At 56.4% G+C, this 23725-nt stretch carries 28 protein-coding genes; all 28 read left to right on the top strand.

The annotated features are described in order from the left end of the window. The first annotated feature begins 43 nt into the window (after positions 1-43). The 28 genes from rpoB to secY all read left to right on the top strand — a co-directional run bounded on the left by rpoB (position 44) and on the right by secY (position 23719). Positions 44-4324: a DNA-directed RNA polymerase subunit beta gene (rpoB, locus tag AC07TV_RS10750; RefSeq protein ID WP_494648354.1), complete on the top strand. Its 4281-nt coding sequence runs from the start codon at positions 44-46 to the stop codon at positions 4322-4324. Positions 4325-4345: 21 nt separating this feature from the next. Beyond that, a complete protein-coding gene (gene rpoC, locus AC07TV_RS10745) occupies positions 4346-8557 on the top strand; it encodes a DNA-directed RNA polymerase subunit beta' (protein ID WP_494648353.1) in 4212 nt (1403 codons plus the stop codon). A 158-nt stretch (positions 8558-8715) separates the two neighbouring features. After that, positions 8716-9093, top strand: coding sequence for a 30S ribosomal protein S12 (rpsL, locus tag AC07TV_RS10740; protein ID WP_011286083.1), 378 nt, complete (start codon positions 8716-8718; stop codon positions 9091-9093). Positions 9094-9203: 110 nt separating this feature from the next. Beyond that, complete coding sequence (gene rpsG, locus AC07TV_RS10735) at positions 9204-9674, top strand: 30S ribosomal protein S7 (protein WP_226403524.1); 471 nt, start codon at positions 9204-9206, stop codon at positions 9672-9674. Positions 9675-9692: 18 nt separating this feature from the next. Next, positions 9693-11786: an elongation factor G gene (gene fusA / locus AC07TV_RS10730; protein ID WP_494648352.1), complete on the top strand. Its 2094-nt coding sequence runs from the start codon at positions 9693-9695 to the stop codon at positions 11784-11786. A gap of 17 nt (positions 11787-11803) precedes the next feature. After that, positions 11804-12994: an elongation factor Tu gene (gene tuf / locus AC07TV_RS10725; protein WP_494648351.1), complete on the top strand. Its 1191-nt coding sequence runs from the start codon at positions 11804-11806 to the stop codon at positions 12992-12994. 62 nt (positions 12995-13056) lie between these two features. Further along, positions 13057-13368, top strand: coding sequence for a 30S ribosomal protein S10 (gene rpsJ / locus AC07TV_RS10720; RefSeq protein WP_027456678.1), 312 nt, complete (start codon positions 13057-13059; stop codon positions 13366-13368). Between the two features lie 110 nt (positions 13369-13478). Then, a complete protein-coding gene (gene rplC, locus AC07TV_RS10715; protein WP_117607645.1) occupies positions 13479-14117 on the top strand; it encodes a 50S ribosomal protein L3 in 639 nt (212 codons plus the stop codon). A gap of 9 nt (positions 14118-14126) precedes the next feature. After that, on the top strand, positions 14127-14750 hold the full coding sequence (gene rplD, locus AC07TV_RS10710; protein WP_226496997.1) for a 50S ribosomal protein L4: 624 nt from the start codon (positions 14127-14129) through the stop codon (positions 14748-14750). After that, a complete protein-coding gene (rplW, locus tag AC07TV_RS10705) occupies positions 14747-15049 on the top strand; it encodes a 50S ribosomal protein L23 (protein ID WP_494648350.1) in 303 nt (100 codons plus the stop codon). Before rplD ends, rplW begins: the two co-directional genes overlap by 4 nt. Then, a complete protein-coding gene (gene rplB, locus AC07TV_RS10700) occupies positions 15049-15876 on the top strand; it encodes a 50S ribosomal protein L2 (protein WP_494648349.1) in 828 nt (275 codons plus the stop codon). Before rplW ends, rplB begins: the two co-directional genes overlap by 1 nt. A gap of 10 nt (positions 15877-15886) precedes the next feature. Beyond that, the gene (gene rpsS, locus AC07TV_RS10695; protein WP_011286091.1) at positions 15887-16162 is read left to right on the top strand and encodes a 30S ribosomal protein S19; all 276 of its coding nucleotides are present in this window, start codon (positions 15887-15889) and stop codon (positions 16160-16162) included. 9 nt (positions 16163-16171) lie between these two features. After that, on the top strand, positions 16172-16501 hold the full coding sequence (gene rplV, locus AC07TV_RS10690; RefSeq protein WP_226497000.1) for a 50S ribosomal protein L22: 330 nt from the start codon (positions 16172-16174) through the stop codon (positions 16499-16501). A gap of 9 nt (positions 16502-16510) precedes the next feature. Further along, the gene (gene rpsC, locus AC07TV_RS10685; RefSeq protein WP_117607650.1) at positions 16511-17290 is read left to right on the top strand and encodes a 30S ribosomal protein S3; all 780 of its coding nucleotides are present in this window, start codon (positions 16511-16513) and stop codon (positions 17288-17290) included. 1 nt (position 17291) lies between these two features. Further along, positions 17292-17705: a 50S ribosomal protein L16 gene (gene rplP / locus AC07TV_RS10680; protein ID WP_028994191.1), complete on the top strand. Its 414-nt coding sequence runs from the start codon at positions 17292-17294 to the stop codon at positions 17703-17705. Positions 17706-17707: 2 nt separating this feature from the next. Further along, positions 17708-17902 (top strand): 50S ribosomal protein L29, encoded by a 195-nt coding sequence (gene rpmC, locus AC07TV_RS10675; RefSeq protein ID WP_117607651.1) that lies wholly within the window; start codon positions 17708-17710, stop codon positions 17900-17902. Beyond that, on the top strand, positions 17899-18165 hold the full coding sequence (gene rpsQ / locus AC07TV_RS10670) for a 30S ribosomal protein S17 (protein ID WP_117607652.1): 267 nt from the start codon (positions 17899-17901) through the stop codon (positions 18163-18165). The genes rpmC and rpsQ overlap by 4 nt, the downstream gene beginning before the upstream one ends. Positions 18166-18319: 154 nt before the next feature. Beyond that, entirely contained in the window at positions 18320-18688 is a 369-nt protein-coding gene (gene rplN / locus AC07TV_RS10665) for a 50S ribosomal protein L14 (protein ID WP_011286097.1), read from the top strand. Positions 18689-18697: 9 nt separating this feature from the next. Next, positions 18698-19015 (top strand): 50S ribosomal protein L24, encoded by a 318-nt coding sequence (gene rplX, locus AC07TV_RS10660; RefSeq protein WP_117607653.1) that lies wholly within the window; start codon positions 18698-18700, stop codon positions 19013-19015. Between the two features lie 9 nt (positions 19016-19024). After that, entirely contained in the window at positions 19025-19564 is a 540-nt protein-coding gene (gene rplE, locus AC07TV_RS10655) for a 50S ribosomal protein L5 (protein WP_226403532.1), read from the top strand. A 7-nt stretch (positions 19565-19571) separates the two neighbouring features. Next, positions 19572-19877, top strand: a complete 306-nt coding sequence (rpsN, locus tag AC07TV_RS10650; protein ID WP_117607655.1) for a 30S ribosomal protein S14 — start codon at positions 19572-19574, stop codon at positions 19875-19877. A 15-nt stretch (positions 19878-19892) separates the two neighbouring features. Continuing rightward, positions 19893-20288 carry a 30S ribosomal protein S8 gene (rpsH, locus tag AC07TV_RS10645; protein WP_117607656.1) on the top strand — a complete coding sequence of 132 codons (396 nt, stop codon included), beginning with the start codon at positions 19893-19895 and terminating at the stop codon, positions 20286-20288. 10 nt (positions 20289-20298) lie between these two features. Further along, on the top strand, positions 20299-20829 hold the full coding sequence (gene rplF, locus AC07TV_RS10640) for a 50S ribosomal protein L6 (protein WP_226497002.1): 531 nt from the start codon (positions 20299-20301) through the stop codon (positions 20827-20829). A 9-nt stretch (positions 20830-20838) separates the two neighbouring features. Next, positions 20839-21195, top strand: coding sequence for a 50S ribosomal protein L18 (gene rplR / locus AC07TV_RS10635; protein ID WP_117607658.1), 357 nt, complete (start codon positions 20839-20841; stop codon positions 21193-21195). Positions 21196-21221: 26 nt separating this feature from the next. Beyond that, positions 21222-21749: a 30S ribosomal protein S5 gene (rpsE, locus tag AC07TV_RS10630; RefSeq protein ID WP_117607659.1), complete on the top strand. Its 528-nt coding sequence runs from the start codon at positions 21222-21224 to the stop codon at positions 21747-21749. 3 nt (positions 21750-21752) lie between these two features. Continuing rightward, on the top strand, positions 21753-21935 hold the full coding sequence (rpmD, locus tag AC07TV_RS10625) for a 50S ribosomal protein L30 (RefSeq protein ID WP_117607660.1): 183 nt from the start codon (positions 21753-21755) through the stop codon (positions 21933-21935). 3 nt (positions 21936-21938) lie between these two features. Further along, a complete protein-coding gene (rplO, locus tag AC07TV_RS10620) occupies positions 21939-22376 on the top strand; it encodes a 50S ribosomal protein L15 (RefSeq protein WP_494648348.1) in 438 nt (145 codons plus the stop codon). Between the two features lie 20 nt (positions 22377-22396). After that, positions 22397-23719 carry a preprotein translocase subunit SecY gene (secY, locus tag AC07TV_RS10615; RefSeq protein ID WP_494648347.1) on the top strand — a complete coding sequence of 441 codons (1323 nt, stop codon included), beginning with the start codon at positions 22397-22399 and terminating at the stop codon, positions 23717-23719. The last annotated feature ends 6 nt before the right edge of the window (positions 23720-23725 follow it).

The raw sequence follows: 23725 nt of genomic DNA, 5'->3' as shown, positions 1-23725 counted from the left end.
TTTTCTCAGGTTCAACGTTTGATTCCATCCTCACGGAGTTACCATGACTTACTCCTTCACCGAGAAGAAACGCATCCGCAAGAGCTTCGCCAAGCGCGCTAGTGTGCTTGACGTCCCTTACTTGTTGGCGACCCAACTGCAGTCTTTCAAGGATTTCCTGCAAGACGGAGTCGCTCCCGAGCGGCGGAAGAATGAGGGGTTGCAGGCTGCATTTACCTCGATATTTCCGATCGTTTCACATTCGGGCAACGCTCGCTTGGAGTTCGTTAGCTACATGCTCGGCGAGCCGGCCTTCGATGTGACCGAATGTCAGCAACGTGGTCTGACCTTTGCGTCTTCGCTACGTGCAAAGGTTCGCCTGGTCATTATGGACCGCGAGGCTCCGGACACCGTGAAGGAGGTCAAGGAGCAGGAAGTTTACATGGGCGAGATGCCCTTGATGACGACCAACGGTTCTTTCGTCATCAACGGAACCGAGCGTGTCATCGTTTCCCAGTTGCATCGCTCGCCAGGTGTCTTTTTCGAGCACGACCGGGGCAAGACCCACAGTTCCGGCAAGTTGCTCTTCTCGGCGCGTGTGATTCCCTACCGCGGTTCGTGGCTGGATTTCGAATTCGATCCCAAAGATACGCTCTTTTTCCGGGTTGACCGTCGGCGCAAGATGCCCGTCACGACGTTGCTCAAGGCTATCGGAATGTCGTCCGAGGAAATCCTTGCGCAGTTCTTTGAATTTGATACCTTCCTTCTGTCAAAGGAAAAGATCGAATTCACTCTGGTTCCCGAGCGGTTGCGTGGCGAAGTTGCCCGATTTGACTTTGTTGGTCCTGATGGCAAGGTGATCGTCGCTAAAGACAAGCGTATTACCGCCAAACATATCCGTGACATTGCAGCAGTTGCCATCAAGCAAATCGCAGTGCCGGAAGATTTCTTGGTCGGGCGTGTTGTCGCCAAGAACATCATCGACAAGGCAACGGGCGAAGTCATTGCCAATGCCAACGACGAAATCACCGAAACATTGCTCGCCAAACTGCGCGAGGCTGAGATTTCTGCGATCGAAACGTTGTATACCAACGAACTTGACCGTGGCTCGTTTATTTCAAACACGCTACGTGCGGACGAAACAGCAACCCGCCAGGCTGCACGTGTCGCGATTTATCGCATGATGCGTCCGGGGGAGCCGCCGACGGAAGAGGCCGTGGAAATTCTGTTCAACGGACTCTTCTATTCCGACGAGCGTTACGATCTTTCTGGTGTTGGCCGGATGAAGTTCAATCGGCGTTTGGTTCGTCCTGACGTCATTGAGTACAAGTTGATGCTCAAGGGCTTGGCATCCAAGGCCGAAGCGGCATTGAAAAATCTGGCTGAAGCCTCCGGCTTTGCGCTGTCCGCCATTCAGGATTTAGTTGGGTTGATGCCCTATGGCGCCCGCGCCATGGTGGAGAATGTCACTCTGGCTGAAGCCGAAGCACTGGCCGCGAAGATCAAGCCGCTCGGCGCCAATATCGAAGTGCGCGAGCAGTTGACCCTGTCACCGCGTGACATCGTTGAAGTCATCAAAATTCTCGTCGAGCTACGCAATGGCCGTGGCGAGATTGACGACATCGACCACTTGGGCAATCGCCGCGTTCGTTCCGTCGGTGAGTTGGCAGAAAACCAGTTCCGCGCCGGTCTGGTCCGCGTCGAACGCGCAGTCAAGGAGCGCTTGTCGCAAGCAGAGTCCGACAACCTGATGCCGCACGACCTGATCAACGCTAAGCCGATCAGCGCTGCAATCAAGGAGTTCTTCGGCTCAAGCCAATTGTCGCAGTTTATGGATCAAACCAATCCGCTGTCGGAAATCACGCACAAACGCCGTGTTTCCGCACTCGGCCCCGGTGGCTTGACCCGTGAGCGTGCCGGCTTCGAAGTTCGTGACGTGCATCCGACGCACTACGGCCGAGTTTGTCCGATTGAAACGCCGGAAGGTCCGAACATCGGTCTGATCAATTCGCTCGCGTTGTTCGCCCGTGTTAATAGCTACGGCTTTATTGAAACCGCCTACCGAAAGGTAGCGGACGGCAACGTTACCAACGAAATTGAATACCTTTCGGCTATTGAGGAGGGCAACTACGTCGTTGCTCAGGCCAATGCCTCGTTAATTGATGGCCGTCTCTCTGACGATTTGGTGACTTGCCGTGAAAAGGGCGAAACCATCCTGGCCGAGCCGTCACGTGTCCAGTACATGGACGTTGCCCCAGGGCAGATCGTCTCTGTTGCTGCCTCGCTGATTCCCTTCCTTGAGCACGATGACGCCAACCGTGCCTTGATGGGCGCCAACATGCAGCGCCAGGCCGTTCCTTGTCTGCGTCCGGAAAAGCCGTTGGTCGGCACTGGTATCGAGCGCACGGTTGCGGTCGACTCCGGTACTGCTGTAGTTGCCCTGCGCGGAGGCAAGGTTGACTATGTTGATGCAGCGCGCGTCGTGGTTCGTGTCAATGACGATGAAACGATCGCCGGCGAAGTGGGCGTAGATATTTACAATCTGGTCAAGTACACCCGTTCTAACCAGAACACAAACATCAATCAGCGTCCGATGGTGCGCGTGGGCGACCATATAGCCAAGGGTGACGTGGTGGCTGATGGTGCTTCGACGGACAAGGGCGAATTGGCGCTTGGCCAGAACATGCTGATTGCCTTTATGCCGTGGAATGGCTACAACTTCGAAGACTCGATTTTGATCTCCGAACGTGTGGTTGCCGAGGATCGCTACACCTCGATCCACATCGAGGAACTGACGGTTGTCGCGCGCGATACCAAGCTCGGCCCTGAAGAAATTACCCGTGACATCGCTTCGCTGGGTGAGTCCCAGTTGTCTCGCCTGGATGATTCCGGCATTGTTTACATCGGCGCTGAGGTTGAAGCAGCCGACGTGCTCGTCGGCAAGGTCACGCCCAAGGGTGAAACCCAGTTGACGCCGGAAGAAAAGCTTTTGCGCGCCATCTTCGGTGAAAAGGCTTCTGACGTTAAGGACACCTCGCTGCGCGTGCCGTCGGGTATTGCCGGTACCGTCATCGATGTTCAGGTGTTTACCCGCGAAGGCATTGAGCGTGACAAGCGCGCCCAGTCAATCATCGATGAGCACCTGCGCCACTACAAGCTGGATCTTGCTGACCAGATGCGCATCGTCGAGCGCGATGCCTTCGCTCGTGTCGAGCGTCTGATTCTCGGCAAGAAAGCCAACGGCGGTCCGAAGAAGCTGGCCAAGGGGGCGGTCGTTGAGAAATCCTATCTCGACGGGATGGATCCGCATCACTGGTTTGATATTCGCCTTGCCGACGATGATGTAGCTCAGCAGTTGGAGCAGGTCAAGGATGGCCTGGAGCAGGCTCGGAAGGATTTTGACATTGCTTTTGAAGGTAAGCGCAAGAAGCTGACACAAGGCGATGAACTGCCGCCAGGTGTTCAGAAGATGGTCAAGGTCTATGTCGCCGTCAAGCGTCGTCTGCAACCTGGCGACAAGATGGCAGGGCGTCACGGTAACAAGGGTGTTGTGTCGCGTATCCTGCCGGTTGAAGACATGCCGCACATGGAAGATGGCAGCCCGGTAGATATCGTCCTGAATCCGTTGGGTGTGCCGTCACGGATGAACGTTGGTCAGATTCTTGAAGTTCACCTCGGTCTTGCAGCCAAAGGACTTGGACACAAGATTGGCGCCATGTTGCGCGCCCAGTCCAGTGCCAAGGAAGTGCGTGGATTCTTGGATCAAATCTACAACTCGAGCGGCAAGTCCGAGAATCTCGAGGAACTGAATGATGCTGAAGTTCTCGAAATGGCAGGTAACCTGACCAATGGTGTGCCGTTCGCCACTCCTGTGTTCGATGGTGCCAAGGAAGAGGAAATCAAGGCCATGCTGGCCATGGCCGGTATGCCCTCTTCGGGTCAGATGACCCTGTTCGATGGTCGCACTGGCGAGGCCTTTGAGCGTCAAGTGACCGTTGGCTACATGCATTATCTGAAGCTGCATCACTTGGTTGACGACAAGATGCACGCCCGCTCGACCGGTCCGTACTCTCTGGTTACCCAGCAGCCGCTGGGCGGCAAGGCGCAGTTCGGCGGTCAGCGCTTCGGTGAAATGGAAGTATGGGCGCTCGAAGCCTATGGCGCTTCCTACGTGCTGCAGGAAATGTTGACCGTGAAGTCCGACGATGTAAACGGCCGTACCAAGGTTTACGAAAACATCGTCAAGGGCGAGCACAGGATTGATGCCGGCATGCCGGAATCCTTCAATGTGCTGGTCAAGGAAATCCGTTCGCTGGCGATCGATATCGATCTGGAACGTTACTGATTTAGGGCTGGGAGTTAAACGATGAAAGCATTGCTCGATCTATTCAAGCAGGTAACGGCGGAAGAGGAATTTGACGCGATTACCATTGGTCTCGCCTCGCCCGAAAAGATCCGTTCCTGGTCCTACGGTGAAGTCAAGAAGCCGGAGACCATCAACTACCGTACCTTCAAGCCGGAACGCGATGGCCTCTTCTGCGCCAAGATTTTTGGCCCGATCAAGGACTACGAGTGTCTGTGCGGCAAGTACAAGCGTCTTAAGCATCGTGGCGTGATCTGCGAGAAGTGTGGCGTTGAAGTGACACTGGCGAAGGTTCGTCGTGACCGCATGGGGCACATCGAATTGGCCTCGCCGACTGCCCACATCTGGTTCCTCAAATCCCTGCCGTCCCGTCTCGGCATGGTGCTCGACATGACACTGCGCGACATCGAACGTGTCCTGTACTTCGAAGCCTATGTTGTGACCGATCCGGGCATGGTCAGTAATCTTCAGCGCGCTCAGTTGCTCACTGAAGAGCAATACCTGGAGATGATGGAAGAGCATGGCGACGAATTCGTCGCGTTCATGGGCGCCGAAGGCATCCGTGAACTGCTGCGCAACCTTGACCTGAATAGCGAAGTTGAGTCCCTGCGCGCTGAGCTCGAAGTCACCGGTTCGGAAGCCAAGAACAAGAAGCTGGCCAAGCGTCTGAAGATCCTTGAGGGCTTCCAGAAATCGGGTATCAAGCCTGACTGGATGATCCTCGAAGTGCTGCCGGTGTTGCCGCCGGATCTGCGCCCGCTGGTCCCGCTCGATGGCGGCCGCTTTGCGACCTCCGATCTGAATGACCTCTATCGTCGCGTCATTAACCGGAATAACCGTCTGAAGCGCTTGCTCGAGCTGAAGGCACCGGAAATCATCGTCCGCAATGAAAAGCGCATGCTGCAAGAGTCTGTCGACTCCCTGCTCGACAACGGTCGTCGCGGCAAGGCGATGACCGGTGCCAACAAGCGTCCGCTCAAGTCGCTGGCTGACATGATCAAGGGCAAGGGCGGTCGTTTTCGTCAGAATTTGTTGGGTAAGCGCGTCGACTACTCTGGCCGTTCGGTCATCGTGGTCGGTCCCCAGCTCAAGCTGCATCAGTGCGGCTTGCCGAAATTGATGGCTCTGGAATTGTTCAAGCCATTCATCTTTCACAAGCTGGAAGTGCTCGGCTACGCCACCACCATCAAGCAGGCCAAGAAGATGGTTGAAGGTCAGGAGCCGGTCGTTTGGGACATCCTGGAAGACGTCATCCGCGAGCATCCGGTCATGCTCAACCGCGCTCCAACGCTGCACCGTCTGGGTATCCAGGCATTCGAGCCGACCCTGATCGAAGGCAAGGCCATCCAGTTGCACCCGCTCGTTTGCGCGGCATTCAACGCCGACTTCGACGGTGACCAGATGGCTGTTCACGTACCGCTGTCGCTTGAAGCCCAGATGGAAGCCCGCACCCTGATGCTGGCCTCCAACAACGTGCTATCGCCGGCCAACGGCCAGCCGATCATCGTTCCTTCGCAGGATATCGTGCTCGGTCTGTACTACGCCACTCGTGAGAAGATCAATGGCAAGGGCGAGGGAATGTACTTCGCTGATACCAATGAAATTGAACGTGCCATGGCCGCAGGCCAACTGGATGTTCACTCCCGTATCTCGGTGCGCCTCAAGCAGTACGAGGCTTCTGCGGTCGACGGCGAATTTGTTGAAAAAATGGTACGTGTCGAAACGACTGCCGGCCGTGCGTTGCTTTCCAAAATTCTGCCGAAGGGAATGCCTTTCAAGACGATTGATCGGGCGCTGAAGAAAAAGGAAATTTCCAAGCTGATCGATGAATCCTTCCGTCGCTGTGGCCTCAAGGAAACGGTCGTCTTCGCTGACAAGCTGATGCAGAACGGCTATGCCCTCGCAACTCGCGCTGGTATTTCTTTCTGCTCTGATGATATGCGCGTGCCGGCCAAGAAATACGAGATCATTGCTTCTGCAGAAGCGGAAGTGAAAGAGATCGAAATCCAGTACACCAATGGTCTGGTGACGAACGGCGAACGCTATAACAAGGTCGTCGACATCTGGGGCCGTACAGGTGACCAGGTAGCCAAGGTCATGATGGACGAACTCGGTCACGAGGAAACGGTTGACCGTCACGGTAAGAAGGTCAAGCAGGATTCCTTCAACTCCATTTACATGATGGCAGACTCCGGCGCGCGCGGTTCCGCGGCCCAGATTCGCCAGTTGGCCGGTATGCGCGGCTTGATGGCAAAGCCGGATGGTTCGATTATCGAAACACCGATTACCACCAACTTCCGCGAAGGCTTGAACGTTCTCCAGTACTTCATCTCGACACACGGTGCTCGTAAAGGTCTGGCCGACACGGCACTGAAAACGGCTAACTCCGGTTACCTGACGCGCCGTCTGGTCGATGTGACGCAGGATCTGGTCATCACCGAGGATGATTGCGGTACTCGCAATGGTTTCGTCGTCAAGGCACTGGTTGAAGGCGGCGAAGTCATCGAGGCGCTACGTGAGCGTATTCTCGGCCGTGTTGTTGTCGATGATCTGGTCGATCCGGAAACCCAGGAGTCGGTGATTTTTGCGGGTACCATGTTGGATGAAGATCTGGTCGACCTGATCGACAAGTTGGGCATTGACGAGGTCAAGGTTCGCACTCCGCTGACTTGCGACACGCGTTACGGTCTATGTGCTCAATGTTACGGCCGCGATCTTGGTCGCGGCACGATGGTCAATGCTGGTGAGGCAGTGGGCGTTATCGCCGCACAGTCGATCGGCGAGCCGGGCACGCAGCTGACCATGCGTACCTTCCACGTTGGTGGCGCGGCTTCCCGTGCTGCTGTGGCCGATAAGGTCGAGGGGAAGTCGGCGGGTACCGTCCGCTACACGTCCAACATGCGTTATGTCACCAGCGCCAAGGGCGAAAAGGTCGTCATTTCCCGTTCAGGCGAAGTGCTGATTGTCGATGACCACGGTCGTGAGCGTGAACGTCACAAGGTGCCGTACGGTGCCATGCTGTCGGTTGATGAAGGGAAGGCCGTCAAGGCTGGCGCTAAGCTCGCAACTTGGGATCCGCATACCCGCCCGATTATTACCGAATATGCCGGTACTGCCCGCTTTGAGAACGTCGAAGAAGGCGTTACCGTCGCCAAGCAGGTCGACGATGTGACCGGTCTTTCCACGCTCGTGGTTATCGACCACAAGCGTGGTGGTAAGGCAGCCGTCAAGGGTGTTCGTCCTGTCGTCAAACTGCTTGACGAAAATGGGCAGGAAGTCCGGGTGGCCGGTAGCGATCACACGGTATCCATAGCTTTCCAAGTTGGCTCGATTATCTCTGTACTTGATGGCCAGCAGGTTGGGGTCGGCGATGTTCTGGCGCGTATGCCGCAAGAGTCTGCCAAGACGCGCGACATTACGGGTGGTCTGCCACGGGTTGCCGAATTGTTCGAAGCCCGTACCCCGAAGGATGCTTCAGTCCTGGCGGAATACACGGGAACCATCGGCTTCGGGAAGGATACGAAGGGCAAGCAGCGTTTGATCATTACTGATCTCGACGGCGCAACCCACGAATACCTGATTCCCAAGGACAAGCACGTGCTGGTTCATGATGGCCAAGTCGTTAACAAGGGCGAAAAAATCGTTGAGGGCGAGCCGGATCCGCACGATATCCTGCGTCTGCAGGGTGTCGAGGCGTTGGCTCGCTATATCACCGACGAAGTCCAGGACGTCTACCGTCTGCAAGGCGTGAAAATTAACGATAAGCATATTGAAGTGATTGTTCGCCAGATGCTGCGCCGTGTTGCTATTACCGAGCCGGGTGATACCAAGTTCATCAAGTCTGAGCAGGTTGAGCGCGCTGAGTTGCTGGCAGAAAACGACCGGGCCATTGCCGAAGGCAAGATACCAGCGAATTTTGACCACATGCTGCTTGGTATCACGAAAGCTTCGCTGTCGACCGATTCGTTTATATCTGCCGCATCCTTCCAGGAAACGACCCGCGTGTTGACCGAGGCTGCCATCATGGGCAAGCGCGATGAGCTACGCGGACTTAAGGAAAACGTTATCGTTGGTCGCCTTATTCCGGCGGGTACTGGCTTAGCCTATCACCGTAGCCGTAAGGCTCAACTGGCAAGCGAAGAGCTCGCTGCAACGCTTCCGGTTGAGGAGGTTGTTGCAGAAAACGCAACGCAAGGAAGTGATCAGGATCAGTAAGTCTGTTTGCACCCCTCATGTCTCGTTGACATGGGGGGTGATCGGCCATAGAATTTATGGTCTTTGTCGGCGGGGGCTAATCATTGTCTCCGCTTTGGATAACAAAATAGCCGTCGTGTACCAGTAATTCTGTGCCCGGCCGTTGAAGGAAGTTTGATATGCCGACCATTAACCAGCTCGTGCGCAAGCCGCGCGTAGCCGAAAAGGCCAAGAGCAAGGTTCCTGCTCTGGAAAAGTGCCCGCAGAAGCGTGGTGTCTGTACCCGTGTTTATACTACCACCCCAAAAAAGCCGAACTCTGCTCTCCGTAAGGTTTGTAAGGTTCGTCTGACAAATGGCTTCGAAGTCATTTCCTACATCGGTGGTGAGGGTCACAATCTGCAGGAGCACTCCGTGGTCCTGATCCGTGGTGGTCGTGTCAAGGACTTGCCAGGTGTGCGTTACCACACCGTGCGTGGCTCCCTAGATACGCAGGGTGTCAAGGATCGTAAGCAGTCCCGTTCCAAGTACGGGGCGAAGCGTCCGAAGGCTGCTTAATTTAATTAGTGGCTTAAGTAAGTGGCCGTCCCCTTGGGCGGTCGGGAGAGGCCGGGAGGGTAAAACCCTAGCCCGGCTTTTCAACTGAATCGTGTTTAATAGAGGTTAATATGCCCCGTCGTCGTGAAGTACCTAAGCGTGACATTCTCCCGGATCCGAAGTTCGGCAATGTCGATGTCTCCAAGTTTGTAAATGCCATCATGCAAAGCGGCAAAAAATCTGTTGCCGAGCGCATCGTCTATGGCGCTTTCGATATCATCACCAGCAAGTCCGGCAAGGATCCGCTCGAAGTCTTCGCTTCTGCGATGGCAAATGTTCGTCCGATGGTTGAAGTGAAATCGCGCCGCGTCGGCGGTGCCAACTACCAGGTTCCGGTTGAGGTTCGCCCGGCTCGTCGCGCCGCGCTTGCCATGCGCTGGTTGCGAGAGTCTGCCCGCAAGCGCTCTGAGAAGTCCATGGGGCAGCGCCTGGCTGCTGAAATGCTGGAAGCGGCCGAAAACCGCGGTGGTGCAGTCAAGAAGCGTGACGAAGTGCATCGCATGGCTGATGCCAACAAGGCCTTCGCTCACTTCCGCTTCTAATTTTCTAAGGGCTCTAACGTGGCACGTAAAACACCCATCGAGCGCTACCGCAATATCGGTATCAGCGCGCACATCGACGCCGGCAAGACGACAACGACCGAGCGCATCCTGTACTACACCGGTGTCAATCACAAGATCGGTGAGGTGCATGATGGCGCCGCCACTATGGACTGGATGGAGCAGGAGCAGGAGCGCGGTATTACCATTACCTCTGCTGCCACCACCTGTTTCTGGAGTGGCATGGACAAGCAGTTTCAGCCCCATCACATCAATATCATCGATACCCCCGGGCACGTTGACTTCACCATTGAAGTCGAGCGCTCGATGCGTGTTCTTGACGCTGCCTGCATGGTCTACTGTGCGGTCGGTGGGGTTCAGCCGCAGTCCGAGACTGTCTGGCGTCAGGCTAACAAATACGGCGTGCCGCGTTTGGCGTTCGTGAACAAGATGGACCGGTCCGGTGCCAATTTCTTCCGTGTAGTGGACCAGCTCAAGCTGCGGCTCAAAGCCAATCCTGTGCCGATCGTTATCCCTATCGGAGCTGAAGAGAAGTTTGAGGGCGTGGTTGACCTGATTAAGATGAAGGCGATCTACTGGGATGAGGCTTCCCAGGGCATGAAGTACGACGCCCGTGACATTCCGGCTGATCTGGCCGACGATGCTGCCAGCTGGCGCGAGCAGATGGTCGAGGCGGCTGCCGAAGCCACTGAAGAGCTAATGAACAAGTACCTGGAAGAGGGGGAGTTGTCGGAGGCCGACATTATCTTCGGTCTGCGTACCCGTACCCTCGCTTGCGAAATCCAGCCGATGCTGTGCGGCACCGCGTTCAAGAACAAGGGCGTACAGAAGATGCTTGACGCCGTTATTGAACTGTTGCCGTCGCCGGTCGATATTCCGCCGGTCAAGGGCATCCTTGAGAATGAGTCAGAAGGCGAGCGTCGTGCTGCCGATGATGAGGCTTTCTCGGCTCTGGCTTTCAAGATCATGACCGACCCGTTCGTTGGCCAGTTGATCTTCTTCCGCGTCTATTCCGGCGTAATTAATTCTGGCGACACTGTTTACAACCCGGTCAAGGGGCGTAAGGAGCGTCTGGGTCGTATTCTGCAAATGCACGCCAACCAGCGTGAAGAAATCAAGGAAGTGCGCGCTGGCGACATCGCTGCTGCCGTTGGTCTCAAGGAGGCGACGACCGGTGACACCCTGTGTGATCCGCAAAAGGTCATTACCCTCGAACGCATGGTTTTTCCGGAGCCGGTGATTCACGTTGCCGTCGAACCGAAGACCAAGGCCGACCAGGAAAAAATGGGGCTCGCTCTCGGGCGTTTGGCTCAGGAAGATCCATCCTTCCGCGTGCGTACTGACGAAGAGTCGGGTCAAACCATCATTTCCGGTATGGGCGAACTGCACCTGGAAATTCTGGTCGATCGCATGCGTCGTGAATTCAACGTCGAAGCAACCGTTGGTGCCCCGCAAGTGGCTTACCGCGAGTGCATCAAAAAGGCGGTCGAGCAGGAAGGCAAGTTCGTCAAGCAGTCTGGCGGTCGCGGTCAGTTCGGTCACGTCTGGCTCAAGATCGAGCCGAACGAAGCCGGCAAGGGCTACGAATTCGTTGATGCCATCAAGGGTGGCGTGGTTCCGCGCGAATTCATCCCCGCGGTCGACAAGGGGCTGCGCGATGCGGTGACCAGCGGCGTTCTGGCTGGCTTCCCGGTGGTTGACGTCAAGTTCACGTTGTTTGACGGTTCCTACCACGATGTGGACTCCAACGAAAATGCGTTCCGCATGGCTGCTTCGATGGCCTTTAAGGAGGGCATGAAGAAGGCCAGCCCAACGCTCCTCGAGCCGATGATGGCGGTTGAAGTCGAAACGCCGGAAGAGTATATGGGTAACGTGATGGGCGACCTATCTTCTCGTCGCGGCATCGTTCAGGGCATGGAAGACCAGGTTGGCGGCATCAAGGTAATCAAGGCCGAAGTCCCCCTGTCGGAAATGTTCGGCTACTCGACCTCTGTGCGCTCCCTGTCGCAAGGTCGGGCTACCTACTCTATGGAATTCAAGCACTACACCGAAGCGCCGAAGAATGTCGCTGAGGCTGTCATTAACAAGAAGTAATTGTTGGAGAACCGATAATGGCTAAAGAGAAATTCGAGCGTACCAAACCGCACGTAAACGTTGGCACGATTGGTCACGTTGACCACGGCAAGACGACGCTGACGGCGGCGATCACGACGGTGCTGTCCGCCAAGTTTGGTGGTTCGGCCAAGAAGTATGACGAAATCGACGCGGCGCCGGAAGAAAAGGCCCGTGGTATAACCATCAATACCGCCCACGTCGAATACGAAACCGCCAATCGTCACTACGCCCACGTTGACTGCCCGGGACACGCTGACTACGTCAAGAACATGATTACCGGTGCTGCCCAGATGGACGGCGCCATTCTCGTCTGTTCCGCCGCTGACGGCCCGATGCCGCAGACCCGTGAGCACATCCTGCTGGCCCGTCAAGTTGGCGTGCCGTACGTTCTGGTGTTCATGAACAAGTGCGACATGGTGGACGACGCCGAGCTGCTCGAGCTCGTCGAAATGGAACTCCGTGAGCTCCTCTCCAAGTACGATTTCCCCGGCGATGATACCCCGATCATTCACGGCTCCGCACTGAAAGCCCTCGAAGGCGACCAGTCCGAAATCGGCGAACGCTCCATCTTCCGTCTGGCTGATGCCCTGGACTCCTACATTCCGACCCCGGAACGTGCGATTGACCAGCCCTTCCTGATGCCGGTTGAAGACGTCTTCTCCATCTCCGGTCGCGGCACCGTTGTTACCGGTCGTATCGAGCGTGGTGTGGTCAAGGTTGGCGAAGAAATCGAAATCGTCGGTATCCGCCCGACCGTCAAGACCACCTGTACCGGTGTTGAAATGTTCCGCAAGCTGCTCGACCAAGGTCAGGCTGGCGACAACGTTGGCGCCCTGCTCCGTGGTACCAAGCGTGAAGACGTCGAGCGTGGCCAAGTGCTGTGCAAGCCGGGCTCTGTCAAGCCGCACACCCACTTCACCTCTGAGGTGTACATCCTGTCCAAGGATGAAGGTGGTCGTCACACCCCGTTCTTCAATGGTTACCGTCCCCAGTTCTATTTCCGCACGACCGACGTGACCGGCTCCATCGATCTGCCGGAAGGCGTTGAGATGGTGATGCCTGGCGACAACATCGCCATGACCATCAAGCTGATCGCTCCGATCGCCATGGAAGAAGGTCTGCGCTTCGCCATTCGTGAAGGCGGTCGTACCGTCGGCGCCGGCGTCGTCGCCAAGATCATCGAGTAATTCGTTCTTTTAAAAATCCCGGGTGAGGCTCGCTTCACCCCATCGCTCTTTGGAAGTCAAAAATGCAAAACCAGAAAATTCGTATCCGTCTCAAGGCCTTCGACTATCGTCTGATCGATCAATCCGCTCAGGAAATCGTCGAAACCGCCAAGCGTACCGGTGCAGTTGTTCGTGGTCCCGTGCCGTTGCCGACCCGCAAACAGCGTTTCGACATCCTGCGTTCACCCCACGTGAACAAGGCTTCCCGCGATCAGTTGGAAATTCGTACCCATCTGCGTTTGATGGATATTGTTGATCCGACTGACAAGACCGTTGATGCACTGATGAAGCTGGACCTCCCGGCTGGCGTCGACGTCGAAATCAAGTTGCAGTAATAGGGTAATTGCGGATATAATCCGCGCCTTTCGGGGGTGGCCGGCGACGGCTGCCCATTTGTTGTTTTACATCGACCGGCCAATCGCAGCCGGCGATGAGGAGAATAACCATGAGTCTAGGCCTTGTTGGTCGCAAGGTTGGCATGACTCGCATTTTTGCCGAGGATGGTGCGTCCATTCCGGTAACTGTGCTTGACGTGTCTAACAACCGAGTGACCCAAGTAAAAACGCCGGAGATCGATGGCTACTCAGCCATTCAGGTCGCATTCGGCAAGCGCCGTGCCTCTCGTGTTTCGAAGCCCCTTGCTGGCCATCTGGCCAAAGCGGGTGTCGAAGCCGGGCATGTGCTCAAGGAATTCCTGATTGGTGCTGATCAGCTCGCCACTTTTAAGGCGGGCGACCAGGTTGCCGTCACCATTTTTGCCGAAGGGCAAAAGGTTGATGTGACCGGTAGCTCCATTGGTAAGGGTTTCCAAGGTGGTATCAAGCGCCACAATTTCAGTTCAAACCGTGCAACCCATGGTAACTCGCTGTCGCATAACGCGCCGGGTTCCATTGGTATGGCGCAGGATCCGGGTCGTGTTTTTCCGGGTAAGCGCATGGCCGGCCACATGGGCGATGTGCAATCGACCATGCAGGGACTGACGATTGTTCGCGTTGATGCCGACCGCCAGCTGTTGTTGGTCAAGGGCGCCGTTCCTGGTGCCAAGGGTTCTGACGTCGTCGTACGTCCGGCAGTCAAGGGCTAAGGGGGCGACATGGAACTCAAGGTAATTAACGAACAAGGCCAGGAATCTGCCAAGCTGCAGGCTTCCGATGTGCTGTTCGGTCGCGATTTCAATGAGGCGCTGGTTCACCAGATCGTCGTTGCTTATCAGGCCAATGCACGTTCCGGCGACCGTCAGCAAAAGGATCGCTCCGAAGTCCGTCACACCACCACCAAGCCTTGGCGCCAAAAGGGTACGGGTCGTGCCCGTGCCGGTAGCAATGGCAGCCCGCTGTGGCGTGGGGGTGGTCGTATTTTCCCGAATTCTCCGGAAGAGAATTTCAGCCAGAAGGTTAACAAGAAGATGTTTCGCGCCGGCATGGCTGCGATCCTCTCTGAGTTGGCCCGCCAGGACCGTCTTGTCGTCATCGACGATCTGTCCGTCGATGCGCCCAAGACCAAGCTTTTCATGCAGAAGCTCAAGGATCTGGGTCTCGAAGGCAAGCTTCTGGTCATCACCGACGCGCTGAGCGAGAACCTCTATCTCTCGTCGCGCAACCTGCCCAACGTTCTGGTGCTGGAAGCCCAGGAAGCCGATCCGGTTTCCCTTGTCCGCTTCCCTAAGGTCCTTGTGACCAAGAACGCCGTGGCCAAGTTCGAGGAGATGTGGGGATGAATCAAGAGCGTCTGATGCAGGTGCTGCTAGCACCGCAAATCTCCGAGAAGGCCACCTACGTTGCTGACAAGCACAACCAGGTGATCTTCCGCGTCGCTTCCGATGCCACCAAGCCGGAAATCAAGGCTGCCGTTGAACTGTTGTTCAAGGTAGAGGTTGGTGCCGTCCAGGTCGCCAACGTCAAGGGCAAGGTCAAGCGTTTCAAAGGTGCGGTCGGTCGTCGCAAGGGCTGGAAGAAAGCCTATGTGAGCCTCAAGCCGGGCCAGGAACTGAATTTTATTGAAGGGGGGAATGCGTAATGGCACTCGTTAAAGTCAAACCGACTTCCCCTGGGCGTCGCGCTGTTGTCCAGGTGGTTAATCCCAATCTGCACAAGGGCAAGCCGTTCGCTCCGCTGGTCGAAGCCAAGTCTGGCAACGCCGGTCGCAACAACAATGGCCGTATCACCGTTCGCCATCAGGGGGGCGGTCACAAGCAGGCTTATCGCGTCATCGATTTCAAGCGCAACAAGGACGGCATTCCGGCCAAGGTTGAGCGCCTGGAGTACGATCCGAACCGTACGGCCAATATTGCACTGCTGTGCTACGCCGACGGTGAGCGTCGCTACATCATTGCCAACAAGGGCATGGTGGTTGGTCAGCCGATCATGAGTGGCTCCGAAGCACCAATCAAGTCTGGTAATGCACTGCCGATCCGCAATATCCCGGTTGGTACGACCATTTGCTGCGTTGAGATGCTGCCTGGCAAGGGCGCGCAAATTGCCCGTTCGGCTGGCACCTCAGTACAGCTGCTGGCCCGTGAAGGTTCGTATGCCCAGATCCGCCTCCGCTCCGGCGAAGTGCGTCGCGTGCATGTCGAATGTCGCGCCACCATCGGTGAAGTTGGCAACGAAGAGCACAACCTGCGCAAGTTCGGTAAAGCCGGTGCTATGCGTTGGCGTGGTATTCGCCCGACCGTTCGCGGTACGGCCATGAACCCGGTTGATCACCCCCACGGTGGTGGTGAAGGCAAGACCGGCGAAGGTCGCGTGCCAGTCAATCCGTGGGGTCAGCCCACCAAGGGTTACCGCACCCGCAGCAACAAGCGCACGAACAGCATGATCGTTCAGCGCCGTCACAAGCGTTAAGGGGTAGGAAATGGGACGTTCTCTCAAAAAGGGCCCGTTTGTTGATGCGCATCTGATCGACAAAGTCGAAGCGGTCCGCGCCACCAGCGACAAGCGCCCGATCAAGACATGGTCGCGTCGTTCGACGATCCTCCCCGAGTTCATCGGCCTGACGATTGCGGTGCATAACGGCAAGCAGCATATTCCGGTGTTCGTTACCGAAAATATGGTCGGTCACAAGCTCGGCGAGTTCTCGCTGACCCGCACGTTCAAGGGTCACACCGCCGGCAAGAAGGCCAAGAAGTAAGGAGCTGACATGGAAACTCGTGCAAATTTGCGAGGCGTACGCCTCTCTGCGCAAAAGGGCCGCTTGGTTGCGGACCTGGTGCGCGGCAAGCCGGTTGGCCAGGCTCTGAACATCCTGGCTTTTTGCCCCAAAAAGGGCGCCGGAATCGTCAAGAAAGTGCTGGAGTCGGCAATTGCCAACGCCGAGCACAATGATGGTGCTGATATCGACGAACTGACGGTGAAAACCATCTACGTTGAAAAAGGCATGGTGCTCAAGCGCTTTACGGCGCGCGCCAAGGGTCGTGGCAATCGGATCGTCAAGCCGACCTGCCATATCTATCTGACCGTTGGTAACTAAGGAAGAGCCATGGGACAGAAAATACATCCGACTGGCTTCCGCCTGGCAGTCACCAAGAACTGGGGTTCGCGCTGGTATGCCAACAGCAAGGATTTCCCGGGCATGCTCAACGAAGACATCAAGGTTCGTGAGTATCTCAAGCGCAAGCTGGCGCACGCCTCTGTTGGTCGTGTGCTGATCGAGCGTCCCGCCAAGAATGCCCGTGTCACCATCTACTCGGCTCGCCCGGGTGTGGTCATCGGCAAGAAGGGCGAAGACATCGAGCAACTGCGTACAGATCTTCAGCGCATCATGGGTGTTCCCGTGCATGTTTCGATCGAGGAAATCCGCAAGCCGGAAATCGATGCACAACTGATCGCTGATTCAATTGCGCAGCAACTCGAAAAGCGCATCATGTTCCGCCGCGCCATGAAGCGCGCCATGCAGAACGCCATGCGTCTGGGTGCCCAGGGCATCAAGGTAATGAGCGCTGGCCGTCTGAATGGTGCTGAAATCGCTCGTAGCGAATGGTATCGCGAAGGCCGTGTGCCGCTCCATACCTTGCGCGCCGACATCGACTACGCCACCTCGGAAGCTCTGACCACCTATGGCATCATCGGGATCAAGGTCTGGGTTTATAAGGGCGACATGCTGGATCGCAACGAGCAGCCGGAAGTTGTCGAGCCGGTAGCCGATGATCGTCGTCCGCGTCGTGCACCGGGCAAGCCGGAAGGCGACAAGCCGCGTACCCGTACCGTCAAGAAGGCTGATGGCGCTGGCGCTCCGGGCGCAAGAAAGGCAGGTGCTTAACATGCTGCAACCAAATCGCCGCAAGTTCCGCAAGGAACATAAGGGGCGCAACGAAGGCCTGGCCACCCGCGGCACGAAAGTGTCGTTCGGTGAGTGGGGTCTCAAGGCAACCGGTCGTGGCCGCCTGACGGCGCGTCAGATCGAAGCTGCCCGTCGTGCCATGACCCGTCACATCAAGCGTGGCGGCCGCATCTGGATCCGTATCTTCCCGGACAAGCCGATTTCCAAGAAGCCGGCTGAAGTTCGTATGGGTAACGGTAAGGGTAACCCGGAGTATTGGGTCGCCGAGATCCAGCCGGGCAAAGTGCTGTATGAGATGGATGGTGTTAATGAAGCTTTGGCGCGCGAAGCATTTGCTCTCGCTGCCGCCAAGTTGCCGATTGCCACCACCTTCGTGACTCGTCATCTGGGGTAATCATGAAAGCTAGTGAATTGAGAACCAAGAGCGTGGACGAGCTCAACAAGGAATTGCTGGACCTGTTGAGGGCCCAGTTCGGTATGCGTATGCAGCTCGCTACCCAGCAGCTGTCCAATACCAGCCAAATGTCCAAGGTGCGTCGCGACATCGCTCGCGTTCGTACGCTTATCCGTGAAAAGGCGGTGCAGCAATGAGCGAAACCACCAGTATCAAACGTACTCTCGTCGGTCGCGTTGTCAGCGACAAGATGGAAAAGACGGTTACCGTCCTCGTCGAACGCAAGGTCAAGCACCCCATGTACGGCAAGGTGATGGTTCGTTCGAAGAAGTATCATGCCCATAACGAGGGCAACTCGGCCAAGGCAGGTGATCTCGTTGAGATCGTCGAAACCCGTCCGGTTTCGCGTACCAAGACCTGGGCAGTGACGAGTGTTCTTGAGAAGGCGATCGTTGTATAACGAAAATTTCTTAAAATGCTTGCGCAGTCTTGAAAGAAGCCGGTATAATCCGGCTTCTTTTTTGCAGCCTTCGTCCTGAGGGTTTGCGAAGTTGTTCAACCCGTACGGGTTCCAAGACTGACCGCGCAAGCGGATTAAGTTGGAGTTAATTTAAATGATTCAGATGCAGACGACTCTGGATGTCGCCGATAACACCGGCGCACGTTCAGTAATGTGTATCAAAGTGCTCGGTGGATCCAGGCGCCGCTATGCTGGCATTGGTGACATCATCAAGGTCAGCATCAAGGATGCTGCGCCGCGTGGCCGCGTCAAGAAGGGTGATGTCTACAATGCTGTGGTGGTTCGTACCGCCAAGGGCGTTCGTCGTCCCGATGGTTCGCTGGTTCGCTTTGATGGCAATGCCGCCGTTCTTCTCAACAACAAGCTCGAGCCGATCGGCACGCGCATCTTTGGCCCGGTAACCCGCGAACTGCGTACCGAGCGCTTCATGAAGATCGTGTCCCTGGCTCCTGAAGTGCTGTAAGGACTGGCCATGGAAAAGATTCGTAAAGGCGACGAAATCGTCGTTATTACCGGTAAAGACAAAGGCAAGCGCGGTACCGTGCTGCGTCGTGTCGATGATGAGCATGTGCTCGTCGAGGGTGTCAATCGTGCCAAGAAGCACGTCAAGCCGAACCCTGTAAAGGGTGTAGCGGGTGGCATCGTTGATAAGGACATGCCGATTCATATCTCCAATGTTGCGCTGTTCAATCCGGCGACCAAGAAGGCCGACCGTGTCGGCATCAAGGCGCTCGAGGATGGCCGCAAGGTTCGCGTGTTCAAGTCGAACGGCGAACTGGTCAACGCATAAGGAGTGGTCATGGCGCGTTTGCAAGAGTTTTACAAAGAAACCGTTGTTGCTGATCTGAGCAAGCAATTTGGTTACAAGTCCGTGATGGAAGTCCCGCGCATCACCAAGATCACCCTGAACATGGGTGTCGGTGAAGCGGTAGCTGACAAGAAGGTTCTCGAGAATGCTGTTGGCGACATGCAGAAGATCGCAGGTCAGAAGCCGGTGACGACCAAGGCCCGCAAGTCTATTGCCGGCTTCAAGATTCGTGACGGTTATCCGATTGGCTGTATGGTCACGCTGCGTGGTCCGCGCATGTTCGAGTTCCTTGATCGTCTGGTCACCGTTGCGCTGCCGCGAGTTCGCGACTTCCGTGGTGTTTCTGGCAAGGGTTTCGATGGCCAGGGCAACTACAACATGGGTGTCAAAGAGCAGATCATTTTCCCGGAAATCGAGTACGACAAGATTGATGCTCTCCGGGGTATGAACATCAGCATCACCACGACCGCGAAATCCGACGCAGAAGCCAAGGCTCTGTTGGCGGCGTTCAAGTTCCCGTTCAAGAATTGAGGCAATCATGGCAAAACTTGCTCTGATCAACCGTGAAGAAAAGCGCCGCAAGCTTGTGGCTCAGTACGCCAAGAAGCGTGCTGCCCTCGAGGCGATTTTCAATAACGCGAGCCTGTCTGACGATGAGCGTTACGCTGCCCGTCTGAAGTTCCAGGCCCTGCCGCGCAATTCGAGCCCGTCTCGTCTGCGCAACCGCTGCCAGCTGACTGGTCGTCCGCGTGGTGTTTTCCGTAAGTTCGGTCTGTGCCGTCACAAGATCCGCGAACTGGCCTTCAATGGCGAAGTTCCGGGTGTTGTTAAAGCCAGCTGGTAAAAAGGAGATTCAGAAATGGCTATGAGCGATCCGATCGCGGACATGCTGACTCGCATCCGCAACGCCCAGCTCGCCGAAAAGGCGTCTGTCTCCATGCCCTCGTCCAAAGTCAAGGTTGCTATCGCTGCCGTGCTGAAGGATGAAGGTTACGTTGATGATTTCGCAGTTCGTCAGGCTGATGGCAAGCCGACCCTCGATATCGCACTCAAGTATTACGCCGGTCGTCCGGTCATTGAGCGCATCGAGCGTGTCTCTAAGCCTGGCCTGCGTATCTACAAGGGTTGCGAAGATATTCCTCGCGTCATGAACGGTCTGGGCGTTGCCATCGTGTCGACCCCCAAGGGTGTCATGACTGATCGCAAGGCTCGCGCCAGCAAGGTCGGCGGCGAAGTTCTTTGCATCGTGGCATAAGGGGATATCGATGTCTCGTATTGGTAAAAATCCCATCGTTCTGCCGGCCGGCGTTGAAGTTTCGGTTGGTGCGGACATTACCGTCAAGGGCCCGCTGGGTACCCTGAAGGCGATTACGCATCCGTCCGTGACGATTTCCGTCGAAGGTCAAAACGTCCAGGTTTCCAAGGTTGAAGGCGCCGCTAACGCAGCTGCCATGTGGGGCACCATGCGTGCCAACATCAACAATATGGTCACTGGTGTTTCCAAGGGTTTCGAGCGCAAGCTCCAGTTGGTCGGCGTGGGTTACCGCGCCCAGGCTCAGGGTGATGTCCTGAATCTGTCGTTGGGCTTTTCACACCCGGTCGCGCACAAGATGCCGGCTGGTGTGAAAGTGGAATGCCCGACCCAGACCGAAATCCTGATCAAGGGGGCCGACAAGCAACAGGTTGGCCAGGTCGCTGCCGAAGTTCGTGCATACCGCAAGCCGGAGCCCTACAAGGGCAAGGGCGTTCGGTACTCGGACGAAGTGGTGGTTATCAAGGAAACCAAGAAGAAGTAAGGGTGGCATATGTTTAATAAGAAACAAGCGCGTTTGCGCCGTTCCCGCCAAACCCGGGCCAAAATCGCCGAACTCAAGGCTGTGCGTCTGTGCGTCAATCGCACGAATCAGCACATCTATGCCCAGATCATCTCGCCCTGTGGCGGTAAGGTCCTGGCTTCGGCTTCCACGCTGGACAAGGACGTTCGCAACGACGTCCCGAACGGCGGTAACAAGGCTGCTGCCACTTCGGTGGGTAAGCTGATTGCCGAGCGCGCAAAGGCCGCCGGCATCGAGCAAGTGGCTTTCGATCGTTCCGGTCTTCAGTACCACGGTCGGGTTCAGGCGCTGGCGGAAGCCGCGCGTGAAGCCGGTCTGAAGTTCTGATCGCTGCGAAAGGATAAGGTTAAAAAATGGCTAAACCTGAAAGAAACAAGAAGCCGCAGCAAGCTGAAGAGCGTGATGACGGCATGCGCGAAAAGATGGTCGCGGTCAATCGCGTTACCAAGGTGGTTAAGGGCGGCCGAATCCTCGGTTTCGCAGCCCTGACTGTCGTTGGTGACGGCGATGGCGGCATCGGCATGGGCAAGGGCAAGTCCCGCGAAGTGCCCGTGGCTGCTCAGAAGGCAATGGAAGAGGCCCGTCGCAAGATGGCCAAGGTCAGCCTGAAGAACGGCACCGTGCATCACACCGTCATGGGCCGTCACGGCGCCACCACCGTGATGATCCAGCCGGCTCCGGAAGGTACGGGCATCATCGCTGGCGGCGCCATGCGCGCTGTCTTCGAAGTCGTCGGCGTCACCAACGTGGTGGCCAAGGCGCACGGCTCGACCAATCCTTACAACATCGTGCGTGCCACCATCGACGGTCTGTCGAAGGTCAATACGCCATCGGAAATCGCCGCCAAGCGCGGTCTTCCGATTGAACGGGTTCTGGGGTAAGTGATGGCTGACAAGAAAATCACAGTGAAGCTCGTCAAGAGCATCATCGGCACCAAGCAGGACCACCGCGCCACGGTGCGTGGTCTGGGTCTGCGCAAGCTGAACAGCACCTCTGAACTGGTGGATACGCCGTGCGTGCGCGGCATGATCCAGAAGGTTCAGTATCTCGTCAAGGTTGAGGGTTAAGCCATGCGTCTGAATACCATCAAGCCGGGTGAAGGCTCCAAGAAGGCCGCCAAGCGCGTCGGTCGTGGCATCGGTTCCGGCCTCGGCAAGACCTGCGGCCGTGGCCACAAGGGTCAGAAGTCCCGTTCGGGCGGTTTCCACAAGGTTGGCTTCGAAGGCGGTCAAATGCCTTTGCAGCGTCGCCTGCCGAAGCGTGGTTTCAACTCGCTGACCCGTGCCCGTAACTACGAAGTTCGCCTGACCGACCTCGAGCGTCTGCCGGTTGAAGAGATTGATCTCCTCGCCCTGCAGGTTGCCGGTATCGTTCCGGGTGACGCTCTCTCCGCCAAGGTTATCCTATCTGGCGCCATCGCCCGCAAGGTTGTCCTTAAGGGTGTGGGCGCTACCAAGGGTGCCAAGGCTGCTATCGAAGCTGCCGGCGGCTCGGTCGTCGCAGAGTAAGACAGGGAAAGGTTAGAACGTTGGCAGCAAATCCCAATACCGTTGGCAAGGGTGGCAAGTTCGGCGATCTCAAGCGCCGGCTCTGGTTCCTGCTTGGTGCGCTGGTCGTGTACCGCATTGGCGCCCATATTCCGGTTCCTGGGATTGACCCGAACGCGCTGGCCGATCTCTTCAATTCGCAACAGGGCGGCATCCTGGGCATGTTCAACATGTTCTCGGGTGGTGCCTTGTCGCGATTCACCATTTTTGCACTTGGGATCATGCCGTACATTTCGGCCTCGATCATCATGCAACTGATGAGTGTTGCCAGTCCGCAACTCGAAGCCCTGAAAAAAGAGGGTGAAGCCGGACGTCGCAAGATTACGCAATATACCCGCTATGGCACCGTGATTCTCGCCCTCTTTCAGGGGCTGGGTATCGCTGTGGCGCTCGAGGCGCAGGCTGGGCTGGTTAACGATCCTGGGTTCATGTTCCGTCTGACCACGGTGTCGACGCTACTGACCGGTACGATGTTCCTGATGTGGCTGGGTGAGCAGATTACCGAGCGCGGTCTTGGGAACGGGATTTCGATCATCATTTTCGCAGGTATCGCTGCCGGCTTGCCAAACGCCATTGGCGGACTGCTTGAACTGGTTCGTACCGGTGCCATGCATCCGCTGACCGCACTGATCATCTGTGTTCTGGTTGTGGTGGTGACGGGCTTCGTAGTGTTTGTAGAGCGCGGTCAACGCAAGATTCTGGTCAATTATGCCAAGCGCCAGGTTGGCAACAAGATTTACGGTGGTCAGAGCTCGCATCTACCGCTCAAACTGAATATGTCTGGCGTTATCCCACCGATTTTCGCCTCGTCGATCATCCTGTTCCCCGCCACAGCCGCCAACTGGTTTGGCGCTAGCGAGTCGATGCACTGGTTGAAGGATGTTGCTGGTACTTTGTCGCCAGGACAGCCGATTTACGTCATGCTGTATGCCTCGGCGATCGTCTTCTTCTGTTTTTTCTACACCGCCTTGGTGTTCAACTCCAAGGAAACTGCGGATAACCTGAAGAAAAGCGGTGCGTTCGTTCCCGGTATTCGCCCGGGTGAGCAGACAGCGCGCTACATTGACAAGATATTGATGCGTTTGACCCTGATCGGCGCCGCCTACATCACTGTCGTTTGTCTGCTTCCGGAATTTTTGATCCTGAAATGGAACGTACCGTTCTATTTTGGTGGCACTTCGCTGTTGATTATCGTAGTCGTGACCATGGACTTTATGTCGCAGGTTCAGGCCTACGTGATGTCGCACCAGTATGAAAGCTTGCTGAAGAAGGCAAATTTCAAAGGCGCACCGATGATCAAGTAATTGCTC

Source organism: Azonexus sp. GW821-FHT04F04 (assembly GCF_059420025.1).
The sequence above is the reverse complement of the archived record's forward strand: the minus strand, read 5'-3'. Positions and strand labels throughout refer to the sequence as shown.